Raw genomic sequence first — 21954 nt, forward strand, 5'->3', positions numbered from 1 at the left:
CCGGTTTCTTCCCGATCCCTCTTGCGTATCGGGGGCGCTCGGGCTAGGTCAGCGCCACCCTTCGGGATGGGCGTGCGGCGATTCGAGTTGCGCGCCGCTTTTTGTTCCGGTGGAAGCGGCATTGCCGCACAAGAGATTTCAATGACAGATGCGGTTCGGCAGACGGGCCCATCGCAAGCAAGACAAGGACGGCAAGTTCATGGCGAAACGGTGGTACTCGGTCAGCGTTCTCTCGAATTTCGAGAAGAAGATCGCAGAGCAGATCCGCACCTCGGTCGCAGAGCTTGGGCTTGAGGACGAGATCGACGAGGTTCTGGTGCCCACCGAAGAGGTGATCGAAGTGCGCCGGGGCAAGAAGGTTACCACCGAGCGCCGCTTCATGCCCGGTTACGTTCTGGTGCATATGGAGATGTCCGATCAGGGCTATCACCTGGTCAACTCGATCAACCGCGTTACCGGCTTTCTAGGGCCGCAGGGCCGCCCGATGCCGATGCGCGACGCCGAGGTCAACCAGATCCTGAACCGCGTTCAGGAGGGCGAAGACGCGCCCAAGCTGTTGATCTCCTTCGAGATCGGCGAGAAGGTCAAGGTCAACGACGGCCCGTTCGAGGATTTCGACGGCATGGTTGAAGGCGTCGACGACGACAACCAGAAGCTCAAGGTCACCGTCTCGATCTTTGGCCGCGAAACCCCGGTCGAGCTGGACTTCACGCAGGTCACCAAGCAGGGCTGAGACGCTTTCCGTCGAATTTTTCAACGCCGCGATGCCACGGGCAACGCGGCGTTTTTTGTGTCCGCAGAGCGGGACGAAGCTGCCTTTCGCTGCGGCTGCGCCAATGACTGCAATTCAAAAATTCAGCGAGATTAGTTCTTGCTGTCATGTTATTTTCAACTATTCGTCAACATGAACATGTAGGCAGAGAGTTGATGGAAAGCACAGTTACTACTTCAGCCAACGGGAACAGTTGGGAAATTGTTCCGGCCAACACGGTAGCAGGAATTATCCTCGGCGTATTGTTCATCTATCTGTTTTTCCGCCACTTCATGTTTGTGCTCATGTTCGTGGACTTAATTCTGAGTTGGTTGCGTAAGTTCAACTGGTTCCCCAAAGAGGGGAAGCGCATGAAAACATTTATCCATTGGGTCATCGCGCTAACGCTGTTTCTAGGGTTTTTATTAATAGCTGGATCGGCAGGCTGGCTAGAGTTCATTCCGCAATAACGGCCATTGGCGCGCGCTGCAGCATTTGGAACTTTGGGCTCGAAGCATTCATCCAAGATGGTTGGACCAGCCACTTGCCAACCCTTCCATTCCGCTATACATGCCGCCTCTATCGTCTTCGGGCGAGATTCTCTCGTGGGAGATTGCAGGGATCGCGATCCCGGATCGGACCACGCAACATAATCTGGGTGAAACGCGTTTCACCTTAGTTGAAAGGAAATCCAAATGGCCAAGAAGCTTGCTGGTACAATGAAGCTGCAGGTTCCTGCAGGTCAAGCGAACCCCTCGCCGCCGGTTGGTCCGGCGCTGGGTCAGCGCGGCATCAACATCATGGAATTCTGCAAGGCGTTCAACGCCAAGACAGCAGACATGGAGCCCGGTGCGCCGTGCCCGACCGTGATCAGCTACTATCAGGACAAGTCCTTTACCATGGACATCAAGACGCCGCCCGCGTCTTACTACCTGAAGAAGGCCGCCAAGCTGAAATCGGGTGCCAACAACCCGAGCCGCGAGATCGTGGGCTCTGTCACCTCCAAGCAGGTGCGCGAGATTGCCGAAGCGAAAATGAAGGATCTGAACGCCAACGACATCGAAGGCGCAATGCAGATCATCCTGGGCTCCGCCCGCTCCATGGGCATCGAGGTGAAGTAAGATGGCAAAGCTCGGAAAACGCACCCGCGCCGCGCGCGAAGCAGTCGCTGGCAAGGCCAACCTGTCGGTCGAAGAAGCCGTTGCTCTGGTCAAGGCCAACGCAACCTCGAAGTTCGACGAAACCGTCGAGATCGCTCTGAACCTGGGCGTTGACACCCGCCACGCGGACCAGATGGTGCGCGGCGTTGTCGGCCTGCCCAACGGCACCGGCAAAGCCATGCGCGTTGCCGTGTTCGCCCGTGGCCCCAAGGCCGAAGAGGCACAGGCCGCAGGCGCGGATATCGTTGGCGCAGAGGACCTGATGGAAACCATCCAGGGCGGCACCATCGAATTCGATCGCTGCATTGCAACCCCGGACATGATGCCCGTCGTGGGTCGTCTGGGCAAGGTTCTGGGCCCCCGCAACCTGATGCCGAACCCCAAGGTCGGCACCGTGACCATGGACGTGAAAGCGGCCGTGGAAGCAGCCAAGGGCGGTGAAGTTCAGTTCAAGGCGGAAAAAGGCGGCGTTGTGCATGCCGGTGTCGGCAAGGCGTCCTTCGACGAAGGCAAGCTGGTCGAAAACGTCCGCGCGTTCATCTCGGCTGTGGCCAAGGCCAAGCCGGCGGGCGCCAAGGGCACATACATGAAGAAGATTGCGCTGAGCTCGACCATGGGCCCCGGCGTGACCCTCGACGTGGCCAGCGCCTCGGGCGAATAAGCCCAGACCCTCAGGTCAAGAAACAGTCCCCGGAGCGCCGCACGCGCTCCGGGGATTTTTTTGTGCGCCAGCGTGGCGCGCTTGCCCGTCCGGGTCAGTCCAGGGTGACGGGCTCGATAAGGGCCCGTCGCAGCCTGTGCCGGAGATGCCTGGACTTTTGCACCTCGAATTCGGTCGGAGTGTACTCTTCGCCGGAAACCTCCAGCCAATCTTTCAGCAATCTCCCCCGGATGCAGAAATCCAGTATGTCCATGTCGATCGGATGCCGGTATCGGCGAAAGAACATTTCCTTGTTTTTTCTAAGGATACCGCTGCGGTCCAGATCCTGCCCGGTATCGTCTCGGAACACATCCGCCTTCAGGAAATCGACGATGTCATAGATTGCCGGTTTCTCGATCACTTCGGTGAAATCCAGACCCAGGGCCGCGCCCTGACCAAGGATCAGGTTCAACCCGTGAAAATCGCCATGCGAAAAGGTGCGTAGAACGGGCTTGCCGCGCAACCGCCCGGCATCGGCACGCATGATGTTCATCATCACCCGGTAGTCCTCCGCGATTTCGGGCCGGGCGGTTTTAGCCAGTTCCCGGATGCTTTCCATCATCCATTGCGGCCAGAAGGGCATCTGCGTGGGGGCGCGAAACCCGTGCAGGTCATGCAGCCAGGAACCGGCCCGGCGATAGACCTGCGCGACCTTGCCGTCATCGGGGGAGTCATAAATCAGATCGACCGCCGTGGGCCGGTCGATGAACACGGTGACGAAAAAGGCGTTCCCTGGCGAGTAATACACCGGGCGCACGACCTGCGAGGTCTTATTGTCCTGAAAAAATGTGTGCAGTTCCTGCAGGACACCAAATTCCGCTTTCAGCCGCCCGGTCAGGGGTGACTCGGTGTCGACTTTCAGGGCGTAGGATCCCTCTGCAGTGCTGATCCGCAAGACGAGACGCGTCTGGGGAAAATTGCTTGAGCGATAGATGCAGTCAAAGGCCGGGGCGGCGCCACCAAGGCAAGCCTGTGCGAATTCGTCCACATAGGCCGATGCAAGTTGCGTTTCATGGTGGGACAGGGTCAGCATTTGTGATCCGTGGTGCCGCTGCGGGTCAGGAAGGGCGGGCCGCTGACCGAGCCGCCAGCGCACGGGCAAATGGACAGGACGGCATGCATCATGTCAACGCCATCCCAAGGGGCGGTTGTTGCCTAAATTGCGCCTGACGGGTTTCGGTCACTTCCGAAGCGGTGCAGGGTGAGCGCAGACATGCATCGCGAGCCGACCATCGGAGGACCACATGAGCAAAGATACCCATCTGGCAGAGGTGCGTTCCTTTTACGACAGCCACCCGATCAGCCTGCCGCAAATCCTTGAAAAACTGAAGCGGGACGGCGCGGATTTGGACGCGCTGACCGAAGATACGCTTCAGGCCTATGATCAGGACCACTATGGGGGAGTAGCGGCAAATGATGCTCTGGCCGAGCTGGCGGGCATCACGGACAGCGATCATGTGCTGGATATCTGCTGCGGGTTGGGCGGGCCGGCGCGGTATCTTGCCCAGAATTATGGCTGCCGGGTGAGCGGAGTCGATCTGACCGCCAGCCGGATCGAGGGCGCGAAACGGCTGACACAGATGACAGGGCAGGCGGATCGCGTGGCATTCCATTGCGCCGACGCGATGAATACACCTTTTGCGGATGACGAATTCGATGTGGCCATCAGTCAGGAAGCATTCTGCCATATCCCCGACAAGGATCAGGTCCTGCGCGAGAGTGCGCGTGTGCTCAAATCAGGCGGCAGGCTGGCATTCACCGATATCGTCGCCACCGACACGACCACAGGCGAGGGTCGCAGGCGGTTGGAAAGGGAATTGGCCTTTTCGGGTCTATGCACGATCCCCGATTATCGCCAGCGGCTTGAACGGGCCGGTTTCACGGTGCGGCAGGCGGATTATCTGGGTGAAATCTGGCGCGATATCCTGATCGAGCGCCTTGCGATGTACCGCAGCCTTAAGGACCAGACGGTAGAGCGTTTCGGTCTGGCGCATTTTGAAAGCTGGGACAGCGCCTATGCTTTCTTTGTCGGACAGTACGAAACCGGCGGTTTGAGCGGCGTGCGGCTGCTGGCCGAACGGCTCTGATCACCAGGATTTCTGCCGGTGGCTTTCGGCTCGCCTGTCTTATGGGCGCGTAGGGCCGACGCCCTGCCGGGTGCTTGGTGTGATGGCGCATTGTCTGTAGAGTGAAACCCAAACGTTTTTTTTAGTGATTTTTTGAGAGGGGTTACAGATGCAGAAACCTTGGGAAAAATACCATTCACCAGAGGCGCTGACCTTCGATAAGACCAATATTGGCAACCAGACCCTTGCGCAGATGTGCAGGGAGGCCAGCCGAACCTATGGCGATCGCCCGGCGTTGACGACGATGCTTCCGACCGGAGCGCAGACGACAATCACCTATGCCGAATTGGACGCGCTTTCGGATCAGTTCGCCGGGTATCTGCGCGAAGACATTGGTCTTGCGGCTGGTGAAACCGTTGCGCTCATGTCCCCCAACTGCATCGGCTTTTGCGTGGCCTCGATGGGTATCGCAAAAGCCGGCTGCATCAACACCAATGTCAATCCGCTCTATACCGCGCAGGAGCTTGAGCACCAGTTGACCGACGGCAATGCCAAGGCGCTGGTGATCGTTGATCTGTTCGGCGACAAGGTTGATCAGGTGGTTGGCCACACCAATGTCAAACATGTCGTCACGCTGTCGCTGGTCGATTTCTTTCCGATGCTCAAAAAGGCGTTTCTGGGCTTTGTCCTCAAGCGGGTGCGCAAGGTGGTCCCGGACATTTCGACGCCGCATGTCAGGATGTCCGATGCGCTGGCCCGGGGCCGGAAATCCATCGCGGGCAAGGATGTCGCGGCCTATGCGAAGCAGGTCAAGCCGAGCGATACGGCCCTGCTGCAATACACCAGCGGAACAACCGGGCGCAGCAAGGGGGCCGAGTTGTCGCATAGCGGCGTATTGCTGAATGCGCATCAGGGTTATCTGATGGTTGAAGACGAAGTGAAAGACGGTGCCGAAACCGCATTGATCGCATTGCCGCTTTACCACATCACAGCTTATGTGCTGATCTTCATCCTGGGAATGAAGCTTGGAAGTCATGCCGTTCTGGCACCCAGCCCGCGCCCGCCCTCGAACCTGAAAGCCGCGTTTGAGAAATACACCATAACCTGGTTCACCGGCGTCAACACGCTGTTTGCTGCATTGCTGGCGGAACCGTGGTTTGACCGGAGAATGTTTGAAAATCTCCGGTTCTGTGGCTCTGGCGGGGCGGCGCAGCAAACCGGCGTGGCACTCAAGTGGCAGGAAAGGACCGGCATCGGAATCAATCAGGGGTATGGAATGACCGAGATCTCAGGGGTGCTTACGCTGAACCCGCCCTCGGACAATCGCTTTGGCAAGGTCGGTATTCCGGTGCCTGGGGCCGAAATCCGCATTGTGGATGATGATGGCTATGAAGTTCCGCTTGGCGCGCCCGGCGAGGTCATTGCGCGCAGTCCGACCTTGATGAAAGGCTATGTGAACCGGCCTGACGCAACCGAGGAGGCACTCCGTGACGGGTGGCTCTATACCGGTGACATCGGCGTGATGGACGCAGATGGGTTCCTTGAAATTGTTGACCGCAAAAAGGACATGATCCTTGTATCCGGGTTCAACGTGTCACCCGGTGAGATCGAAGATGTGATCTCGACGGTGCCCGGCGTAATTCAGGTGGGTGTGATCGGCATCCCGGACGACAAAACCGGCGAAACACCGGTCGCTTTTGTCGTATGTGTGGATGAGGGCCCGACCGAGGATGCGATACTGGGGGCCTGCCGCGAGGTACTGACCAATTACAAGATCCCCAGACAGGTTCGTTTTGTCGATGCGGTTCCGGTCACGCTGACCGGCAAGGTGCTGCGACGGCAACTGCGAGAGGACTATCTGAACTAGCCCGCGCACCCTGCGCCAAAACCCGCGGATCGGTCACTTTACCTCTTGGAAACCCCGTCGCTGGGGGCTAAGTAGAGCTGCGGAATAAAGCGTGCGATTCGTCGTGCGCTTTATTTTGTTTCGTCCAAGACGGTGGGTGGCCCCGCATGGGGTCTTAATTTCCTGCCTGAGACGGGTAAAGACAAATGAGATCGAGGGCGTGACCTTCGGGCGAATTTTGGCTCAACCCCGTAACAACGGACCTGAACGCCGGGGTCTTGGCCGCGGCAAATATGAGCCGGGATGTCTGACATCCCTAACTTGGAGAGAACTGTGGATAGAGCCCAGAAAGAGAAAGTGGTCGAGGAACTCGGCCAGATCTTCGAAAGCTCTGGCGTCGTTGTGGTTGCCCACTACGTCGGTCTGACAGTTGCTGAAATGCAGGATCTGCGCGCGCGTGCACGCGAAGCGGGTGGATCTGTGCGTGTTGCCAAAAACAGGCTCGCCAAAATCGCCCTTGAGGGTAAGCCGTGTGAAAGCATCGCTGACCTGCTGACAGGGATGACCGTTCTGACCTATTCCGAGGACCCCGTGGCAGCAGCCAAGGTGGCCGAGGACTTCGCCAAGGAGAACAAGAAGTTCGCAATCCTTGGCGGTTCGATGGGTGAGAATGCTCTGGACCGTGCCGGCGTCGAAGCCGTGTCGAAAATGCCTTCGCGCGAGGAGCTTATTGCTACCATCGCGGGCATGATCGGCGCACCTGCTTCGAACATCGCTGGCGCAATTGGCGCACCTGCAAGCAACATCGCAAGCATCCTTTCGACCATCGAAGAGAAGGCGGAAGCTGCGTAAGCGGTTGGCACTGAATGACCCGCGTAGGGTGAACACCCTGACGTTGGAACACACACTGTAAAACGGAAAGAGCTGATACAATGGCTGATCTGAAAGCACTCGCAGAAAGCATCGTGGGCCTGACCCTGCTGGAAGCACAAGAACTGAAAACCATCCTCAAGGACGAGTACGGCATCGAGCCCGCAGCAGGCGGCGCAGTTGTCATGGCTGGCCCTGCTGACGCCGGTGGCGCAGCCGAGGAAGAGAAGACCGAATTCGACGTCGTTCTGAAGAACGCCGGCGCTTCGAAAATCAACGTGATCAAAGAAGTCCGCGCCCTGACCGGTCTTGGCCTGAAAGAAGCCAAGGAACTGGTCGAAGCCGGTGGCAAGATCAAAGAAGCTGTGTCGAAAGACGAAGCGGAAGAAGTCAAAGGCAAGTTGGAAGCAGCTGGCGCCGAAGTCGAAGTGGCCTAAGCCCCTCGGCAGGTACATCGCTGATGTGCCGCAAAATTTGGCTGGGCCCGGAGAAATCCGGGTCCAGCCGAACCTGTCTTAGAAAGGGCTTTGGCCGCCAAAGCGTTTTCTAAGGCAGGGTTTCGGATCGGGAGGCCGCCACTCGGGACGGTGGCCATGAATTGATCCGGACCTGCTGTCTCGTAGGGGCAAGCTGCCGGGGCCCGACGGCAGTCTTGACCGCTGAGAACCTGAAAGGTGACATCTGACATGGCTCAAACGTTCCTTGGCCAGAAACGTCTTCGTAAATATTACGGCAAAATCCGCGAAGTTCTGGATATGCCGAACCTCATCGAGGTCCAGAAATCTTCTTATGATCTTTTCCTGCGCTCCGGCGATAGCGATGTGCCGCTTGACGGCGAGGGTATCAAGGGCGTGTTCCAGTCGGTCTTCCCGATCAAGGATTTCAACGAAACCTCCGTTCTGGAATTCGTGAAATACGATCTGGAACGTCCCAAGTACGACGTCGAAGAGTGCATGCAGCGCGACATGACCTACAGCGCCCCGCTCAAGGTCACCCTGCGTCTGATCGTGTTTGATGTCGACGAGGATACCGGCGCCAAATCGGTCAAGGACATCAAGGAACAGGATGTCTTCATGGGCGACATGCCCCTGATGACCCCGAACGGTACCTTCATCGTGAATGGCACCGAACGCGTGATCGTGTCCCAGATGCACCGCTCGCCCGGTGTGTTCTTTGACCATGACAAGGGCAAGACCCATTCCTCGGGCAAGCTGCTGTTTGCCTGCCGCATCATCCCGTATCGCGGCAGCTGGCTGGACTTCGAGTTCGACGCCAAGGACATCGTGTTCGCCCGGATCGACCGTCGCCGCAAATTGCCGGTGACAACCCTGCTCTATGCGCTGGGTCTCGATCAGGAAGGCATCATGGATGCCTATTACAACACCGTTCCGTTCAAGCTGGAGAAGAAGAAGGGCTGGGCCACGCCGTTCTTCCCCGAGCGTGTGCGCGGCACTCGTCCGACCTATGATCTGGTCGACGCAAAATCCGGTGAGGTGATTGCCGAAGCGGGCAAGAAAGTCACCCCGCGTGCGGTCAAGAAGCTGATCGAAGAGGGCGAGGTCACCAACCTGCTGGTGCCTTTCGAACATATCGTCGGCAAGTTTGTCGCCAAGGACATCATCAACGAAGAAACCGGCGCGATCTATGTCGAGGCCGGGGATGAGCTGACGCTGGAATACGACAAGGATGGCGAGCTGATCGGCGGCACCGTCAAAGACCTGATCGACGCGGATATCACCGAGATTCCGGTGCTGGACATCGACAACATCAATGTCGGTCCCTACATGCGCAACACCATGGCAGCGGACAAGAACATGGGCCGCGACACCGCACTCATGGACATCTACCGCGTCATGCGCCCGGGCGAGCCGCCCACCGTCGAGGCCGCCTCGGCGCTGTTCGACACGCTGTTCTTCGACAGCGAGCGCTATGACCTGTCGGCTGTTGGCCGGGTCAAGATGAACATGCGTCTGGCACTTGACGCCGAAGACACCCAGCGGACCCTGCGCAAGGAAGACATCGTTGCCTGTATCAAGGCGCTGGTGGAACTGCGCGATGGCAAGGGCGACGTGGACGACATCGACCACCTCGGCAACCGTCGGGTGCGTTCGGTCGGCGAACTGATGGAGAACCAGTACCGCGTTGGTCTGCTGCGCATGGAGCGCGCCATCAAGGAACGCATGTCCAGCGTCGAGATCGACACGGTCATGCCGCAGGATCTGATCAATGCCAAACCGGCTGCTGCTGCAGTGCGCGAATTCTTCGGCTCCTCGCAGCTGAGCCAATTCATGGACCAGACCAACCCGTTGTCGGAAGTGACCCACAAACGCCGACTCTCGGCGCTTGGGCCGGGCGGTCTGACCCGCGAGCGTGCGGGCTTTGAGGTGCGCGACGTGCACCCGACCCACTATGGCCGGATGTGCCCGATTGAAACGCCGGAAGGGCCGAACATTGGTCTGATCAACTCGCTGGCCACCTTTGCCCGCGTGAACAAATACGGCTTCATCGAAACGCCCTATCGCGTCGTGAACGAAGGCAAGGTGACCGACGAGGTTCACTATTTGTCGGCGACCGAGGAAATGCGTCACACCGTAGCCCAGGCCAACGCGACGCTGGATGGCGAGGGCCGGTTCATCAACGAGATGGTCAACACCCGCCAGGCTGGCGACTATACGCTGGCCCCGGTCGATGCGGTTGATCTGATCGACGTCAGCCCGAAACAGCTGGTCTCGGTCGCGGCCTCGCTGATCCCGTTCCTTGAAAACGACGACGCCAACCGCGCTCTGATGGGCTCGAACATGCAGCGTCAGGCGGTTCCGCTTTTGCGGGCCGAGGCGCCGCTGGTCGGCACCGGCATCGAAGAGGTTGTGGCCCGCGATTCCGGCGCTGCGATCATGGCGAAACGCGCGGGCATCATCGACCAGGTCGACGCCCAGCGGATCGTGATCCGGGCCACCGAGGATCTGGAACTGGGCGACGCGGGCGTGGATATCTACCGCATGCGCAAGTTCCAGCGTTCCAACCAGAACACCTGCATCAACCAGCGTCCGCTGGTGAAGGTCGGTCAGACGGTTCAGAAGGGCGAAGTGCTGGCCGATGGCCCGTCCACCGATATGGGGGAACTGGCGCTCGGCAAGAACGTCGTCGTCGCCTTCATGCCGTGGAATGGCTACAACTACGAAGACTCGATCCTGATTTCCGAGCGTATCGCGCGTGATGACGTCTTTACCTCGGTCCATATCGAGGAATTCGAAGTTGCCGCCCGCGACACCAAGCTGGGCCCGGAAGAGATCACTCGCGACATCCCCAACGTGGGCGAAGAAGCGCTGCGCAACCTCGACGAGGCGGGCATCGTGTACATCGGCGCGGATGTGGAACCGGGCGATATTCTGGTCGGCAAGATCACCCCCAAGGGCGAAAGCCCGATGACCCCGGAAGAAAAGCTGCTGCGCGCCATCTTCGGCGAAAAGGCATCTGACGTGCGCGACACAAGCTTGCGCGTGAAGCCGGGCGATTTCGGAACCGTGGTCGAAGTGCGTGTCTTCAACCGTCACGGCGTCGAAAAAGACGAACGCGCGCTGCAGATCGAGCGTGAGGAAGTCGAACGTCTGGCCCGTGACCGGGACGACGAACTCGCCATCCTCGACCGCAACATCTATGCGCGTCTGAAGTCGATGATCCTTGGCAAGAAAGCCGTCAAAGGCCCGAAAGGCGTCAAGGCAGGCTCCGAGATCAACGAGGACCTGCTGGATACTCTGACCCGTGGTCAGTGGTGGCAGCTGGCGCTGGAAGACGAGAAGGACGCGCAGGTCGTCGAGGCTCTGAACGAGCAGTACGAAGTGCAAAAGCGCGCTCTGGACGCCCGGTTCGAGGACAAGGTCGAGAAAGTCCGCCGTGGCGACGACCTGCCACCGGGTGTGATGAAGATGGTCAAGGTCTTCATCGCCGTGAAGCGCAAGCTGCAGCCGGGCGACAAGATGGCCGGTCGTCACGGGAACAAGGGTGTGATCTCCAAGGTTGTTCCGATGGAAGACATGCCGTTCCTCGCGGATGGTACGCCGGTTGACTTCTGTCTGAACCCGCTGGGGGTTCCGTCGCGGATGAACGTTGGTCAGATCCTTGAAACCCACATGGGTTGGGCCGCGCGCGGTCTGGGTGTGAACATTGACGAGGCTCTGGGCGAGTACCGCCGCTCTGGCGATCTGACCCCGGTGCGCGAGGCGATGAAGCTGGCCTATGGCGAGGATGTCTACGAAGAAGGCATCACCGTCATGGACGAGGTTGATCTGATCGAGGCGGCAGGCAATGTCACCAACGGTGTGCCGATTGCAACGCCGGTCTTTGACGGCGCCAAAGAGGCAGACGTCAACGACGCGCTGACGCGTTCAGGCTTTGACACATCCGGTCAGTCGGTTCTGTTTGATGGTCGCACAGGCGAGCAATTCGCACGCCCGGTGACCGTCGGCATCAAGTACCTGCTGAAACTGCACCACCTGGTGGATGACAAGATCCACGCGCGCTCGACCGGGCCCTACAGCCTCGTCACCCAGCAGCCGCTGGGCGGTAAGGCGCAGTTCGGTGGTCAGCGTTTCGGGGAAATGGAGGTCTGGGCTCTGGAAGCTTACGGCGCCGCCTATACCCTGCAGGAGATGCTGACAGTCAAGTCGGACGACGTGGCAGGCCGGACCAAGGTCTATGAGTCGATCGTCAAGGGCGAGGACAACTTCGAAGCGGGCGTTCCCGAGAGCTTTAACGTTCTGGTGAAAGAAGTCCGTGGCCTCGGCCTGAACATGGAACTCCTGGATGCGGAGGAAGAGTAGGGGCGGCATCGCCCCACACTCATCCCATCCCAATTTGTAAGGACGCAAAATGAACCAGGAACTGACGAACAACCCGTTCAACCCGCTGACGCCGCAAAAGGTCTTTGATGAAATCAAAGTCTCTCTGGCCAGCCCCGAGCGGGTCCTCTCTTGGTCTTTCGGTGAGATCAAGAAACCCGAAACCATCAACTACCGTACGTTCAAGCCCGAGCGTGACGGTCTGTTCTGCGCGCGTATCTTTGGCCCGATCAAAGACTACGAATGCCTCTGCGGCAAATATAAGCGCATGAAATATCGCGGCGTTGTCTGCGAGAAATGCGGTGTGGAAGTCACCCTGCAAAAGGTCCGCCGCGAGCGGATGGGCCATATCGAACTGGCCGCACCTGTTGCGCATATCTGGTTCCTGAAGTCGCTGCCCTCGCGCATCGGTCTGATGCTGGACATGACGCTGCGCGATCTGGAGCGGGTTCTGTACTTCGAGAACTACGTTGTGATCGAACCTGGTCTGACCGACCTGTCCTACGGCCAGATGCTGACCGAAGAAGAGTTTATGGACGCGCAGGATGCCTTTGGCATGGACGCGTTCACAGCCAATATCGGCGCCGAAGCCATCCGCGAGATGCTGGCTCAGATCGATCTGGAAGCCGAAGCCGAGCAGCTGCGCGCTGATCTGGCCGAAGCCACCGGTGAGCTGAAGCCCAAGAAGATCATCAAGCGTCTGAAAGTGGTCGAAAGCTTCCTTGAATCGGGCAACCGCCCGGAGTGGATGGTTTTGACCGTGATCCCGGTCATTCCGCCGGAACTGCGCCCGCTGGTGCCGCTGGATGGGGGCCGCTTTGCGACGTCCGATCTGAACGATCTCTATCGTCGTGTGATCAACCGGAACAACCGTCTGAAGCGTCTGATCGAACTGCGCGCACCGGACATCATCGTCCGCAACGAAAAGCGGATGCTGCAGGAATCGGTGGATGCTCTGTTCGACAACGGCCGCCGTGGCCGCGTGATCACCGGCGCCAACAAGCGTCCGCTGAAATCGCTCAGCGACATGCTGAAAGGCAAGCAGGGTCGCTTCCGTCAGAACCTTCTGGGTAAGCGGGTCGACTTCTCGGGTCGTTCGGTCATTGTGACCGGTCCAGAACTGAGGCTGCATCAATGTGGCCTGCCCAAGAAGATGGCGCTGGAACTGTTCAAGCCGTTCATCTACTCGCGGCTCGAGGCCAAGGGGCTGTCTTCGACCGTGAAACAGGCGAAGAAACTGGTCGAGAAAGAGCGTCCCGAAGTGTGGGATATCCTCGACGAGGTGATCCGCGAACACCCCGTGATGCTGAACCGTGCGCCGACGCTGCACCGTCTTGGCATTCAGGCATTTGAGCCGGTTCTGATCGAAGGCAAGGCGATCCAGCTGCACCCGCTGGTTTGTTCCGCTTTCAACGCCGACTTCGACGGTGACCAGATGGCCGTGCACGTCCCGCTGAGCCTTGAGGCCCAGCTGGAAGCGCGCGTTCTGATGATGTCGACCAACAACGTTCTGTCGCCTGCAAACGGCGCGCCGATCATCGTTCCGTCGCAGGACATGATTCTGGGCCTTTATTATGTGACCCTGGAACGCGAAGGCATGCCGGGCGAAGGCAAGGTGTTCGGCTCGATCGACGAGGTTCAGCACGCGCTGGACGCAGGTGAAGTGCATCTGCACACCAAGATCACCGCGCGGATCACCCAGATCGACGAAAATGGCCTGGAAGTGCAACAGCGCTTTGAAACCACGCCGGGCCGGGTCCGTCTGGGCGCGCTGCTGCCGCTGAACGCCAAGGCACCCTTTGAGCTGGTCAACCGTTTGCTGCGCAAGAAAGAAGTGCAGCAGGTCATCGACACCGTCTACCGCTATTGCGGTCAGAAGGAGTCGGTCATCTTCTGCGACCAGATCATGACTATGGGCTTCCGTGAGGCGTTCAAGGCGGGCATCTCGTTCGGCAAGGACGACATGGTGATCCCCGATGACAAATGGCCTATTGTCGAAGACACCCGCACCCAGGTGAAGGACTTCGAACAACAGTACATGGACGGCCTGATCACTCAGGGCGAAAAGTACAACAAGGTTGTCGATGCCTGGTCCAAGTGTAACGACCGTGTCACCGATGCGATGATGGGCACGATCTCGTCCTCGGATCGTGACGAGAACGGCGCCGAGCAGGAACCGAACTCGGTCTACATGATGGCCCACTCCGGTGCCCGTGGCTCGGTCACGCAGATGAAGCAGCTGGGCGGGATGCGCGGGCTGATGGCGAAGCCGAATGGCGACATCATCGAAACGCCGATCATCTCGAACTTCAAGGAAGGTCTGACCGTTCTTGAATACTTCAACTCGACCCACGGTGCGCGGAAAGGTCTGTCCGATACCGCTCTGAAGACGGCGAACTCGGGCTATCTGACCCGTCGTCTGGTGGACGTGGCGCAGGACTGCATCGTGCGGGCGCATGAATGCGGCACCGACCGTGCCATCACGGCCGAAGCTGCGGTCAATGACGGTGAAGTTGTGTCCTCGCTGGCGGACCGTATTCTGGGCCGTGTGGCTGCCGATGACATCCTCAAGCCCGGCACCACTGAGGTGCTGATCGCTGCGGGTCAGTTGATCGACGAACGCATGGCGGATTCGGTTGATGAGGCCGGTGTTGTCAGCGCGCGCATCCGCTCGCCGCTGACCTGTGAGGCCGAAGAGGGCGTCTGCGCCATGTGCTATGGCCGCGACCTTGCGCGCGGTACCATGGTCAACACCGGTGAGGCCGTCGGCATCATCGCGGCGCAGTCGATCGGTGAACCCGGCACTCAGCTGACGATGCGGACCTTCCACATCGGCGGCGTTGCCCAGGGTGGCCAGCAATCCTTCCAGGAGGCAGGTCAGGACGGTGTCATCGTCTTCGAAAACCCGCAGATTTTGAAAAACTCAGCAGGTGAGAACCTGGTGATGGGCCGGAACATGAAGCTGATCATCAACGACGAGCATGGCGAAGAGCGTGCCAGCTTCAAGCTGGGCTACGGCTCCAAGCTGTTCGTCAAGGATGGTGACAAGATCGGGCGCGGCGACAAGCTGTTCGAATGGGATCCCTATACCCTGCCGATCATCGCCGAAAAGGCCGGTACCGTGAAATATGTCGATCTGGTTTCGGGCATTGCTGTCCGCGACGAGACCGATGATGCGACCGGTATGACCCAGAAGATCGTGATCGACTGGCGCGCGGCACCGAAAGGCAACGATCTGAAACCCGAGATCATTCTCGTGGGCGAAGATGGCGAACCGGTGCGCAACGACGCTGGTAACCCGGTTCACTATCCGATGTCGGTGGACGCTGTTCTGTCGATCGAAGACGGTGACAAGATCAATGCCGGTGACGTTGTTGCGCGTATCCCGCGTGAAGGCGCCAAGACCAAGGACATCACCGGTGGTCTGCCGCGGGTTGCGGAACTGTTCGAAGCGCGTCGTCCCAAGGATCACGCAATCATCGCCGAAATCGATGGTTACGTGCGCTTTGGCCGCGACTACAAGAACAAGCGCCGCATCTCGATCGAACCGGCAGACGAGTCGATGGAAGCCGTCGAATACATGGTGCCCAAGGGCAAGCACATCCCGGTTGCCGAAGGCGACTTCATCCAGAAGGGCGAATACCTGATGGACGGCAACCCGGCCCCGCATGACATCCTGTCCATCATGGGTGTCGAGGCGCTGGCCGATTATATGATCGACGAGGTTCAGGACGTCTATCGCCTGCAAGGTGTGAAGATCAACGACAAGCACATCGAAGTCATCGTGCGCCAGATGCTGCAGAAGTGGGAGATCCAGGAATCCGGGGATACCACGCTTCTCAAGGGCGAACATGTCGACAAGCAGGAGTTTGATGCGGCCTGTGAGAAGGCGATCGCCAAAGGCGGCCGTCCGGCACAGGGCGAACCGATCCTGCTGGGCATCACCAAGGCCTCGCTGCAGACCCGCTCCTTCATCTCGGCGGCCTCCTTCCAGGAGACCACCCGCGTGCTGACCGAGGCTTCGGTGCAGGGCAAGAAGGACAAGCTGGTCGGTCTGAAGGAAAACGTCATCGTTGGCCGCCTGATCCCGGCCGGGACCGGTGGGGCCACCCAGCGCGTGCGCCGCGTGGCGCAGGACCGCGACAATGTCGTGATCGAAGCGCGCCGGGAAGAGGCCGAAGCCGCTGCAGCACTTGCTGCGCCGGTGATGGAGGACGATTTTATCAGCGATGATTTTGACACGCTGGTCGACACTCCGGAAAGCCGCGAATAAGACGTGCGCGTCTGACAGATAGGGGGCTCCGCCGCAAGGCGGGGCCCTTTTCTTTTGTCAAATCTGGTGCGGCACCGGGATGGGCGCTTGATTTTCGCGTCCCGGCCCGGTTGCATCCTTGTGATGACGCCCGGAAAACCGCTGCGGAGGACCCATGCGCAACTTCTTTGCTCGCCTGAAAGACAGAACGATCTGGAGTTGGGCCGGGCTGGCTGCAACCTGGCGTGAGGAATACTCGTTCCGCTGCTGGGTCTGGGCCAACCTTGCCTCGGTGGCGCTGGCTCTCTGGCTACCGCTGAGTGCCGGGGAACGCGCCCTGATCCTGGCGCTTGGTCTGTTGGTGCTGGTGGCCGAGCTTTTCAACACTGCAATCGAGCGGGCGGTGGATTTCACTTCAACCGAGCGGCACGAACTGGCAGGTCAAGCCAAGGACGCCGCCAGCGCCGCCGTCGCCCTGACCGCGTTGGCGGCCGGGGTGGTCTGGCTGGTGGTTCTGCTGGGGCTGATCGGAAGGTGACGCAACCTGCGCCATTGTGGCAGCGGCGTGTGTATCACGTTCTGATGCAAATTGTGGCCGATACCCAAAGAAACTACGAGCCGTCATGTGAGTGGAATTGTATGGCAGGCATATTTTCGAAGCGTCTTGCGGGTTCGTAACCTTGACCACTGCCCACAAAGGTCACCTGAAAATATCAAGTTCGAATGATCGGAGTAGCACACTTCCCGTGATGGCCGTTCAGCGCGGTCCAACCGCAATCTGCAGGGCCAGCAAATGCGAGTAAAAGCGGCTGGGCCCCAGCGACCCGCCGTGAAACCACAGGCCCGGCAAGTTGGTGGGTGCCCAGACGTTGCGCTGTTCGCCCGTCCACGGGCCTGGATCACCGGCGCTGCCGTGGCCGATGCCCCAGACCGGACCGATCTGCTCCGTGACATCAGTGCCCAGAAGTTCCTGCAGTACCGAGTTGAAAGGCTGGAACCCGGTGGCGCAGATCACTGCGTCGGCGGGGATCATCGCGCCATTTTCAAGTCGCAGGCCACCAGATTCAAACGACTGGACCGCTCCGGTTCTGACCGCAATGCGCCCGTCAGCGATCCAGTCTCCTGCACCCTGATCGATGACGAATCCTGTGCCGCTAAGATGATACTGGCCGAAGACGCCTGTACCGTCGACGCCGTCGTCCAACATCAGCCCTGCCCGGGAAAGGTCGGCATGCAAAGTCTTGTCAGCCTCACGTATGGCGGGCAAGGCCATCGCTGCGGCGCGCAAATGAAGACGCGCGGGCATGGCGTGGATGGCCCGCTCGGTCGCATTGGGTCGCCCCGAGCGGCCAACATCACCGGGAAAATGCGCCAATAGCATATCAGAATAGGTTTTTTGCGAGATCAAGCTGATCGGACTGCGCTGTACAAGTGTCGACTCGGCCCCATGCACCGCGAGGTCCTGGGCGATGTCGAATGCGGAGTTACCCGCACCGATAACCGCTACTTTACGCCCGGAAAACGCCGCGCCATTCCGGAATTGTGAAGCATGTTGAACCGGACCATCAAAACTATTGAGGCCTTTGAAGTCCGGCAGCCGAGCTTTGCCAAATTTGCCGGTTGCCACCACCAGATTGCGGCAGGTCACCGACCGTGTCGTACTTTCGGTTTGTAACTCGACAGTCCAGCGCTCCGCATTGCTGTCGTAGCTCGCGCCGGTACAACGGGTCTTGGGCACCACATCGAGATCCAACGCGGTCGCGTATTCGGTCAGAAAGTCCGCAAGTATCTCTTTTGGCGCGTTGTCGGGCCAGGTCTTGGGGAAGGGGCGAAATGGCAGATGGTTGAAGGGTGTCGGGTCCTGCAGTCGCAGGGCAATCATACCGATTGCGCCAAACGTCCCCCGGACGGGCGCACGCATCATATACCGTCGCCTTGATACCCAGATTCTTGAGCCAGGCCGCCAGCGACAAACCCGCATGACCTGCCCCGATTATGATCGTATCCGATCCCGGGTCGGTGGTACGGGATCTGGTTACCGGCGCAATCAGCTCCTCGGCAAAGGTCGCGAGAACCCGACAACGGTTGCCCACCAGTTTGAAACGCGCCGTGCCCCTGAAGACGGCAGTACGAAACGCAAACTCGCCCACGATCATACCGCGTTCTTGTTTGATGCCGGGAAGCATCCGAATACCGCACAAACGGTTCCGTGGCTGAATGGTGGCGGCGAAGGTTCGAATATCCTCGGCCGTTTCTACGGTCTGGATGCGGCGACTTACGGCCACACAATCGCGCCAGAACCCGTCCGGGCGAAACCGCGCGGCAATCTGCGCCGGGTCGCCGGAGGTGTTCGCCTCGGCGAATTGGGTGACCCATGTGTGGGCGATTTCATGGATGACCGTGTCGCCCAGGTCCGGGTTCTGCACGTTCATGATGCTTCTCCAAGAGCAACGCCTGCGATCTGGAATTCGTCGGTTTCCGGCAACAGGCCGTCGACGTCGAAATCCATTCCCGCCCCGATAATCCAGCTGTTCAGACCAAGTTCGGTTGCGGCCAGTTGCAATGTCTGAAGCGCCGCGCCCGAATTCATCAAAGTCAGTTTCAATGCGATCTTTTCATAGACCCGCGCCAGTCTCGGGAACTGCGAGCTTATGACCAGAACGCAGCCTACCGCCTCGCCCGAAGTGCCGGGTGCGGCACCCACCTGGTCGCATAACCGGTCGATGGTTTGTCTCTTCACTTCGGTTGGTATCAAGCTGTTTGACCGGCTACAGTACCGATAGGCCCCCGGTTCCAACCCATCGACGGTGCGAGCGAGGATCGTCAATTCCAGTTCATGAACCGCACCACCAGAAGGGAAAGGCCTCAGTCGGCCAGCAAAACCGTCGGCGGTCTGAACCTCCCGCCACGCGCGGGCCAGCAGGTTTGCCAGACGCTCCAGAGTCACCGGTTGCATGCCTACATGCCGCCTGCTGCGGCGGTTCTGCAAAACGTCGCTGAACAGTCGCCCCGTTTCTGACGGCTCGGAGAGTTTTATTGCGTCAATCGCGGGCAGGGGCGATTGCGCAACCTCGAAATCAGAGCCGAACCGGTATGAGGCCCCAAACCCATTGATTTTATCCTGCTTTTTGATTTGGCTCAGCAGCAGCCGATCATGGAATTCCCAGGTTGGCGAGATGTGGGCGGCGGTGCCTGTCGGCTGTAAGAATCCCAACGCAGAGAGCTGACCGCAGATTATCGCTGTAACGCCGTCAGCGCCGTGTAGATCAAGCACCTGACCGCTCAAAACCGTTTGGCGTAGATCGGAACAATGCAGGATCGCAGTGACTGGCGCGTCTGGTTCATTCAAGGCCATGTCGTCTGAGACCGGGCGCGCATAAAGGAAGGGTTTAGCTTCAAGTCCCTGAACGGGCCGGATCGCATCCGGCATCTCAAACCGACCCTGATGCGGGATCAGGGTGACCAGTTTTTCCGCACCGCACCGCAATTCAAGCCGAACCAAACCCGAATTTTTGAGCATTTCGAGCCAATCAAGCCTGCCGAGCCATTCAGCTTCGCGTGTTGGGTCAGCAGCGGCGGCGCTCTCGCTCCACCCCGCATCAAAGCAAGTCAGAATGTCTTGCGGTATGGCAGCCACCAGATCGCGGCTTATCGGGCAGCGATTTGGCAACAGCCGGGCGGTTTCGACGGACCCATTTATCAGGTCCATGACGCCGTCCAACAACCGCCAGTTATATGTCAGGTCTGGTGTCCTCATTATGCTCACCAAATAAACTTGTTGGGGTTCAGTGCGTCCTCGGCCAGCGGCGTTTCGCGCCAGCCCATCGCAACCGGCACTTCAAACAGCCGGCCTGGCGCGAACCGGGACCAGAAATGGCGCAGCCCGGGCACTACGACACGCGCGGTGGGAAAACCGACATAGGGCCGCGTGTGGTTCAGCACCAGCGTTTCAAGCCCGCTTTCGGCCAGCCTGTCGACACAAAACTGCACGTCCTGCGCGATGTCATCGGAGGATTGGTCCGTGTGGGTCTCGGCGCAGGTTGTCGCAGCAGGATCAGCGGCGAGATAGGGGTCCGTTTGCAGGGTAACGTTTTCGAACCAATTGATGTATTCCGGATCGTCCGAGAGACTGCGGACATCCGTCAAATCCTCATCCCGGGACAGCATCTGAAACATCTCGGTAATCGCGCGCGAGATCGCCAGCCGTGGGTCCAGATGGCACCCAAAGCCCAGACAGACCATGCCGCCATCCGCCTCTTTCGCGCTGACCGACACAAAGACCGGGATACCCAGATTGCTCGTGAGGTCGATGACCTGTAGGGTCCGACCACGAGCCGCACACATGGATTGTGCGTTTGCAATGAACGCGTCATCGAACGAGGCCAGATCAACGCCGGGACGGTGCAGACGGTTGTACCACCACAGCGCGACAGCATCGCGTTCGATCAGTTCGAACAGCCCCTGAAGGATAGCCTCTTCCAGTGTATTGCCCGAGGCGCAGCCGTTTGAATTGCAGCTTGCAAATCGCGGGCCGGTGCCCCCTTCGGTCGAGTCGTAGTTGAAATAGCACATCGCCGTTGGCAACCATCGAGTGCGGTGCTTGGTCAGTGACCAGAGCGGCGACCAAGACAGCTCAACATTGGGACTAAACCGCTGGGGCACCTGATTGAAGGTGCCGCTGTCGCGATTGATCTCATCACGGTGTGCGAATTGAGCCTCGCTGAACTGTTGCACCGCGTTTGGGTGGATGGCTTGTGCTCCCATCCCGGCGAAGGTGCCACGGTGCGTGTCGATGTCGTCGGTGTGGCAGCAGGAATAGCGCTCAATCGCTTCGCCCAGACAACTTACCTTGGCTTGCGTATCGCTCTGCCCCTTGCCTTGGGGATTCAAAATCAATGGGACTGGAAAGAGGCGGACTTTCTGCAGTCGTTCAAGGTGCAACGCATCAGAGGCCGCTATGCGGACTCTCCAGACATTGGCCTTCGGGCATGTTGCTGACGCAGCAACCGTTTGCATCTGCGGCACGTTCATCGTCGCTACGAAGCGAAAGTCACCGAAGCAGCCGTTCGACAGCGCGAATTTGGCTGAGACCGAAACTGTCAATTCGCCGCAGCTTGATCCGACAACTCAGACGCGGACAAACCCGCCTTTTGCTCTCGCGGCTATTGCTGTTGCAGCAATGGCTCGCGGGCGCGGCGTTGTCTTCGCTGCGTTGCAGGCCCTGTCGTCGGACCGGTCATTCGCCGCCGCTGTTTTGGCGCGACCCGAGACTGCGCTTTCACTGCGGCTTGCCCGTACCATCGAGGAGCGGACTCTGCCGACCTTGGGTTTTGCGAACTCGCTGACGCCGCATTCTCTCGCACGTGCGGCACGTCTGTCGTAGCGACGCAGCGCATGTCATCGAAGCGGTCGTTTGCGGGTCTCGAATGGGCACGCACCGAGACCGTACCTTCGCTGCAGCACAGCAGATG

Annotated in this window: 16 protein-coding genes and 1 pseudogene; 12 read left to right on the forward strand and 5 right to left on the reverse strand. The window is 59.3% G+C overall.

Annotation, left to right across the window (positions count from 1 at the left end; genetic code table 11):
- The first annotated feature begins 199 nt into the window (after window positions 1–199).
- From nusG to rplA, 4 genes are all read left to right on the forward strand, one after another.
- Window positions 200–733: a transcription termination/antitermination protein NusG gene (nusG, locus tag M3P21_RS09180; protein ID WP_249709209.1), complete on the forward strand. Its 534-nt coding sequence runs from the start codon at window positions 200–202 to the stop codon at window positions 731–733.
- Window positions 734–927: 194 nt separating this feature from the next.
- On the forward strand, window positions 928–1221 hold the full coding sequence (locus tag M3P21_RS09185; protein WP_249709220.1) for a hypothetical protein: 294 nt from the start codon (window positions 928–930) through the stop codon (window positions 1219–1221).
- A gap of 225 nt (window positions 1222–1446) precedes the next feature.
- Window positions 1447–1872: a 50S ribosomal protein L11 gene (gene rplK, locus M3P21_RS09190; RefSeq protein ID WP_249709222.1), complete on the forward strand. Its 426-nt coding sequence runs from the start codon at window positions 1447–1449 to the stop codon at window positions 1870–1872.
- Window position 1873: 1 nt separating this feature from the next.
- Window positions 1874–2572 carry a 50S ribosomal protein L1 gene (rplA, locus tag M3P21_RS09195; protein WP_249709224.1) on the forward strand — a complete coding sequence of 233 codons (699 nt, stop codon included), beginning with the start codon at window positions 1874–1876 and terminating at the stop codon, window positions 2570–2572.
- A 94-nt stretch (window positions 2573–2666) separates the two neighbouring features.
- On the opposite strand, the gene M3P21_RS09200 is transcribed toward rplA, so the two are convergent.
- On the reverse strand, window positions 2667–3644 hold the full coding sequence (locus tag M3P21_RS09200; protein WP_249709226.1) for a phosphotransferase: 978 nt from the start codon (window positions 3642–3644) through the stop codon (window positions 2667–2669).
- A 211-nt stretch (window positions 3645–3855) separates the two neighbouring features.
- On the opposite strand from M3P21_RS09200, the gene M3P21_RS09205 reads away from it, so the two are divergent.
- From M3P21_RS09205 to M3P21_RS09235, 7 genes are all read left to right on the forward strand, one after another.
- Window positions 3856–4698 (forward strand): class I SAM-dependent methyltransferase, encoded by an 843-nt coding sequence (locus tag M3P21_RS09205; RefSeq protein ID WP_249709236.1) that lies wholly within the window; start codon window positions 3856–3858, stop codon window positions 4696–4698.
- A gap of 148 nt (window positions 4699–4846) precedes the next feature.
- Window positions 4847–6544 (forward strand): AMP-binding protein, encoded by a 1698-nt coding sequence (locus M3P21_RS09210; protein ID WP_249709238.1) that lies wholly within the window; start codon window positions 4847–4849, stop codon window positions 6542–6544.
- A gap of 312 nt (window positions 6545–6856) precedes the next feature.
- A complete protein-coding gene (rplJ, locus tag M3P21_RS09215; RefSeq protein WP_249709248.1) occupies window positions 6857–7375 on the forward strand; it encodes a 50S ribosomal protein L10 in 519 nt (172 codons plus the stop codon).
- A gap of 80 nt (window positions 7376–7455) precedes the next feature.
- Entirely contained in the window at window positions 7456–7830 is a 375-nt protein-coding gene (gene rplL, locus M3P21_RS09220; protein ID WP_249709250.1) for a 50S ribosomal protein L7/L12, read from the forward strand.
- Between the two features lie 249 nt (window positions 7831–8079).
- A complete protein-coding gene (gene rpoB / locus M3P21_RS09225; RefSeq protein WP_249709253.1) occupies window positions 8080–12213 on the forward strand; it encodes a DNA-directed RNA polymerase subunit beta in 4134 nt (1377 codons plus the stop codon).
- Between the two features lie 49 nt (window positions 12214–12262).
- Window positions 12263–16504, forward strand: a complete 4242-nt coding sequence (gene rpoC, locus M3P21_RS09230; RefSeq protein WP_249709255.1) for a DNA-directed RNA polymerase subunit beta' — start codon at window positions 12263–12265, stop codon at window positions 16502–16504.
- Window positions 16505–16658: 154 nt separating this feature from the next.
- Window positions 16659–17021, forward strand: coding sequence for a diacylglycerol kinase (locus M3P21_RS09235; protein ID WP_249709257.1), 363 nt, complete (start codon window positions 16659–16661; stop codon window positions 17019–17021).
- Between the two features lie 219 nt (window positions 17022–17240).
- Here the strand turns inward: M3P21_RS09235 and M3P21_RS09240 are convergent, their stop codons facing one another.
- From M3P21_RS09240 to M3P21_RS09255, 4 genes and pseudogenes are all read right to left on the reverse strand, one after another.
- The gene (locus tag M3P21_RS09240) at window positions 17241–18464 is read right to left on the reverse strand and encodes a flavin-containing monooxygenase (RefSeq protein WP_308445937.1); all 1224 of its coding nucleotides are present in this window, start codon (window positions 18462–18464) and stop codon (window positions 17241–17243) included.
- Window positions 18394–18915: pseudogene (locus tag M3P21_RS22650) on the reverse strand (hypothetical protein); the annotation flags it as partial. The gene M3P21_RS09240 and the pseudogene M3P21_RS22650, both read right to left, overlap by 71 nt.
- Window positions 18912–19913: a SagB/ThcOx family dehydrogenase gene (locus tag M3P21_RS09250; protein ID WP_249709271.1), complete on the reverse strand. Its 1002-nt coding sequence runs from the start codon at window positions 19911–19913 to the stop codon at window positions 18912–18914. The pseudogene M3P21_RS22650 and the gene M3P21_RS09250, both read right to left, overlap by 4 nt.
- A gap of 332 nt (window positions 19914–20245) precedes the next feature.
- Window positions 20246–21379, reverse strand: coding sequence for a YcaO-like family protein (locus M3P21_RS09255; protein WP_249709274.1), 1134 nt, complete (start codon window positions 21377–21379; stop codon window positions 20246–20248).
- A gap of 61 nt (window positions 21380–21440) precedes the next feature.
- Between M3P21_RS09255 and M3P21_RS09260 the strand changes: the two genes are divergently transcribed.
- On the forward strand, window positions 21441–21866 hold the full coding sequence (locus tag M3P21_RS09260) for a hypothetical protein (protein ID WP_249709297.1): 426 nt from the start codon (window positions 21441–21443) through the stop codon (window positions 21864–21866).
- The last annotated feature ends 88 nt before the right edge of the window (window positions 21867–21954 follow it).

Source organism: Ruegeria spongiae (genome assembly GCF_023502395.1).
Lineage (GTDB): Bacteria > Pseudomonadota > Alphaproteobacteria > Rhodobacterales > Rhodobacteraceae > Ruegeria_C > Ruegeria_C spongiae.